Origin of the sequence: Saccharomonospora iraqiensis subsp. iraqiensis, assembly GCF_000430445.1 — a bacterium.
Lineage (GTDB): Bacteria > Actinomycetota > Actinomycetes > Mycobacteriales > Pseudonocardiaceae > Saccharomonospora > Saccharomonospora iraqiensis.
The window spans coordinates 1-3478 of the sequence record NZ_KE387075.1; the positions used below are offsets into that span (position 1 = coordinate 1).

Sequence of the window (3478 nt, forward strand, 5' to 3'; positions counted from 1 at the left end):
TCCCGGGAGACCGCCGAGAGCCGGCCGAGCGACCACGGCCCGGCGTCGACGACCTCGTGCCCGCGTTCGGCCAGCTCGGCGAGCGTCTCCGCGCCCAGCCGGGACTCCACGACCAGTTCCCGGGGGTGCCACGCACGCGGATGGAAGGAACTGGGGAACGCCGTGGTGTGCCAGGCGGGCGCGTCGATCGACTCCTGCAGGTTGTACCCGCCGACCACGTGGGCGAGCCAGAAGCACAGTTGCCACTGGTCCTGCTGGTCACCGCCGGGAGTACCGAACGCGAGCGCCGGTTCCCCGTGATGCAGGGCCATCGACGGTGACAGGGTGATGCGGGGGCGCTTGCGCGGGGCCAGCGAGTTCGGCAGCCCCTGTTCCAGCCAGAACATCTGCGCCCGCGAGTCGAGGCAGAAGCCGAGCTCCGGGATGGTGGGCGAGGACTGCAACCAGCCGCCGGACGGGGTCGCGGAGATCATGTTGCCCGCGGCGTCCACGATGTCGAGATGCACCGTGTCGCCCCGGGTGCCCCCGGCCGGGTCCACGGTCGGCTCGCCGACCGCCCCGCCGCCGGCGGCCTGTCCCCGGGTGCGGGACAGCACCTCCGGCAGCCGCGGGTCCGGACCACCCGGTCGCAGCCGGTCGTCGGCCTCCTGCCCGACCAGTGCACGGCGCCGCGCGGCGTACTCGGGGGACAACAGCCCGGCCAGGTCGACCCCGGTGTCGCCGTAGTACGCCTCCCGGTCGGCGAAGGCGAGTTTCGCGCACTCGGTCGCCAGGTGGACCGTGGTCGCGTCCGGGACACCGTCGCGGAAGGTCAGTTCGTCGCGGAACCCTTCGAGCAGCCGGAGCTGCTGGGCCAACACCGGGCCCTGGGTCCACGCCCCGCACTTGACCAGGCTCCACTCCCCGAAGTCGCTGATCACCGCGTCCTCGTAGGTGGCCTCCCAGCCTGCGAGGTCGTCGGCGGTGAGCAGGCCCGCGTGGTCGGCGCCGGAGTCGTCGCGGAACGCCCGGCGGGCGAAGGTGTCGATCGCCTCGGCGACGAAGCCGTGCGACCAGGCCCGACGGGCGGCGTCGATCTGTTCCTCCCGCCCCCGACGGGTCTCGGCCTCGGCGAGCAGCCGCTGCCAGGTGCGGGCGAGCGCGCGGTTGCGGTGCAGCGACCCGGGGGTGGGTGCCTCACCGCCGGGCAGCCACAGTTCCGCGGATCCGGGCCAGTGGTGGGTGAACAGCCCCGCCACCGCGTCGATCGTGTCGGTGATCCGGGAGACGACCGGAACGCCCTGCCACGCGTAGGAGATCGCGTACTTCAATACCTCCCGCAGGTCCCTGGTGCCGTGGTCGCGCAGCAGCAACAGCCAGGCGTCCCACGCACCCGGCACGGTCGCGGCGAGCAGCCCGCTGCCGGGGATCAGGTCGAGCCCGAGCTCGGCGAAGTGCTCCGGCGTCGCCGCCGCCGGGGCCACGCCCTGCCCGCACAGCACCCGGGGCGTCGCCTCCCCCGCCACGGAGAACAGCGCGGGCACCTGACCCGCGGGCCCGTTCAGATGCGGCTCCGCCACCTGGAGGACGAACCCCGCGGCCACTGCGGCGTCGAAGGCGTTGCCGCCGTCCTCCAGCACCGCCATCCCGGTGCTGGAGGCGAGCCAGTGGGTCGAGGCGACCATGCCGTGGGTTCCGGCGAGTTCCGGTCGGGAGGTGAACACGGTGTCGACCATACGGGTGACAAGTTCGTTCGCTCAACTAACTTCCGACCAATCTTTCCGCAAGCGGGAGCGAATGCCGGGGCGGGCGGCGGGTTCCCGCAAACCGGGGCCGCTACGGCTACGCCCCGGAGCGCCGGGTTGCGCATTCCGACCGGACCTGACCACCGTCGAACGGCATCAGCCGAACCACTGCACCTCGAAGACCAGGACCTACAGTCCCGCCTTCGTGCGGGTGACCGACAACGGCTCGTCGGCGGGCACCGGATCGCCGGTGCGCAGCTCAGCGGCCCGGCGCGCAACGCGCGCGAAGTTCTCCCGATCGGCTTGAAGAGCGGCGATCCTCCGCCAGGACTCCACCAGGTCCAGCAGTGCGGTCAACTCCAGGCTGGCGCGGGCCTCGTCCAGCGCCGCGGTGTAGGCCGCGTCGAACGCGCCGCGGTCCTCGGGAAGCAGCGCTGCCCGAATCGCCGCGGGCGACGCGCCCGGAGCCAGCCGATGCCGACGCCGAGACGGTTCCTCGGCGTGTGGTGCACTCATGCCCGCCACGATAGCCGCACCCACCGACAGCCGACAGCGTCGACGCACGACGTCACGCGACCGGGGGCGCGGTGGGGACCGGGGGCTGCGCCCGGCGACGTCAGAGATCGCCGACGTACGGGACCGTCGCGGCCGGGCCGCTCATCCACTCCCGGAGGGCGTACGTGGCCCGTACGTCGTCCTCGTTGTAGCGCAGCAGGCGGTCCCGCTGCCCGGCGTCGGGATTCCCGCCGTCCATCCCGACGGCCTCCCGGTACCAGCGCATCGACGCCTCGCCCCCCGCCTCCGGGTCGCGCCAGGCGAACCCGGCCACCGGGGCCACGACCTTGAGCCCCTTGCCCCGGGCACACAGGAACTGTTCGGAGACACCGCGGAACAGGTCGACCCACTCGTCCGACTCGACGAACGCGCGCACCTCGTCCCGGGAAGGCACGCCCCCGGTCCCGGCGAAGCGCTCCGCCGAGGAGTACAGCCAGCGGTTCTCCGCCATGGCGTTGTAACAGTAGGCCCGGAAAGCGAGCCCGGCCGCCGCCGCGGCGGCGCGCACGCGGGACAGCCAGGTCCAGAACCGCGCGAACGAGTTCCCCTCGTCCGGGGTCGGCAACGGCTCCCAGGTGGCGAAGGCGTGGTATCCGGGTTCGATGCCGAGGTCCACCCCCGATGCGGTGGTCAGCAGTGCGCCCCACAGGTACGCGCCGGAGTCGCCGAAGCTCTCCATGTCGATGTCCACCTCGACGTCCCCGCGGGGCACGTGCACCCGCTCGACCCTGCGGACCACCGTGAGGTCGGCCAACCACGCCCGGGCCAGCGCCACGGCGTCGGTGAACGTGGCCGCGGTCCACTGGATCGGCGACGCCCCCTGCGGGTCCAGCGCGGCGAGCTTGTCCACCGTGGTGATCCCGGCCCGCCGCAGCTGCACGGCGTCCTCACCACGCACGACGAGGCTGACGTCCCGCGCGGCGGTCAACCGGCTCTCGCACACCGGCCACCACGGACAACCCTTGCACTCCAGCACCCGGGACGGTTCGGCCAGCGCCTCCGACCGGCTCGCGGCCGCCCGTGCCACCGCCAGCCGGTCGGCGAACCGCTCGTCGTACTCGTCCAGCGCACTGCGCCCGCCCGGCCACGTGGGCGCGTTCAGGTCGTGCCACACGACGACGTCGGCGTCCAGGCCGATGACCCCGCCCAGCGCACGCCCCGGCTCGACGACGCCGGCGGCCTCCGCCAGCCGGTGCAGA

3 protein-coding genes are annotated in these 3478 nt (G+C 73.3%); all 3 read right to left on the reverse strand.

Annotated features, from left to right (window positions below):
- Positions 1-1715 (reverse strand): gamma-glutamyltransferase family protein (locus ACTIR_RS0108570; protein WP_034239106.1); only part of this gene is annotated, 1715 nt, incomplete at its 3' end.
- A gap of 198 nt (positions 1716-1913) precedes the next feature.
- A complete protein-coding gene (locus ACTIR_RS0108575) occupies positions 1914-2240 on the reverse strand; it encodes a DUF6247 family protein (protein ID WP_026453957.1) in 327 nt (108 codons plus the stop codon).
- Positions 2241-2340: 100 nt separating this feature from the next.
- Positions 2341-3478, reverse strand: a 1138-nt coding sequence (locus tag ACTIR_RS22415) for a TM0106 family RecB-like putative nuclease (protein ID WP_065388556.1), incomplete at its 5' end; no start/stop codon positions are given.